The following is a 728-nucleotide window of genomic DNA, read 5'->3' on the forward strand; positions in this document are numbered from 1 at the left end:
CCGCAGTGCAACAGCGCGCTGGTGGCCATCGGCGAGCATGTCAGCGAGCGTCTGGCCTGCAAGCCGCTGGAGTTCTACGTCAAGCGCGATGTGTACCCGCAGTATTGCTGCCGTCGCTGTGAGCTGATCGTCGCCGAGCCGGTGGCGGCGGCGATCATCGAGCGCGGCCAGGCCGATGCCAGCCTGCTGGCCCAGGTCGCTGTCGCAAAGTATGTCGATCACTTGCCGCTGTATCGGCAGGAAGCCATTTATGCACGCAGCGGCGTTGCCTTGTCGCGTAGCACGATGGCCGAGTGGATCGGCGCCATCGGCGTGGCGCTGCAACCGTTGGCCGACCGCCTGGCGGTGCGGATGCAGCAGCAATCGGTGCTGCATGCCGATGAAACCCCGGTGCAGCTGCTGGATCCAACAGCAGGCTCCTCCAAGCGTGCGTATCTGTTTGCGTATGCCACCGCCCACCACCCGGGCGCCGATCCACCGATGGTGGTATTCCAGTTCCAGACCAGCCGCAGCGGCCAGCACGCACGCGATTTCCTTGGGAAGTGGCGCGGCGCACTGATGGTGGACGACTACAGCGGCTATAAAGCCAGCTTTGCGCAGGGTGTCACGGAGCTGGGGTGTTGGGCCCACGCCCGGCGCAAGTGGCATGAGCAGCATGCGGCCAGCGGCAGCGCGATTGCGGCTGAAGCGATCGCGCGCATCGGCGTGCTTTACACCATCGAAGCGGC

At 65.5% G+C, this 728-nt stretch carries 1 protein-coding gene; it reads left to right on the forward strand.

Annotated elements, in window-relative coordinates; genetic code table 11:
- Nucleotides 1-728: IS66 family transposase (gene tnpC / locus XcuCFBP2542_RS18985; protein WP_146090379.1), on the forward strand; the 728-nt coding region annotated here is incomplete at both ends.

It is taken from the genome of Xanthomonas cucurbitae, from assembly GCF_002939885.1.
GTDB classification, from domain to species: Bacteria; Pseudomonadota; Gammaproteobacteria; order Xanthomonadales; family Xanthomonadaceae; genus Xanthomonas; species Xanthomonas cucurbitae.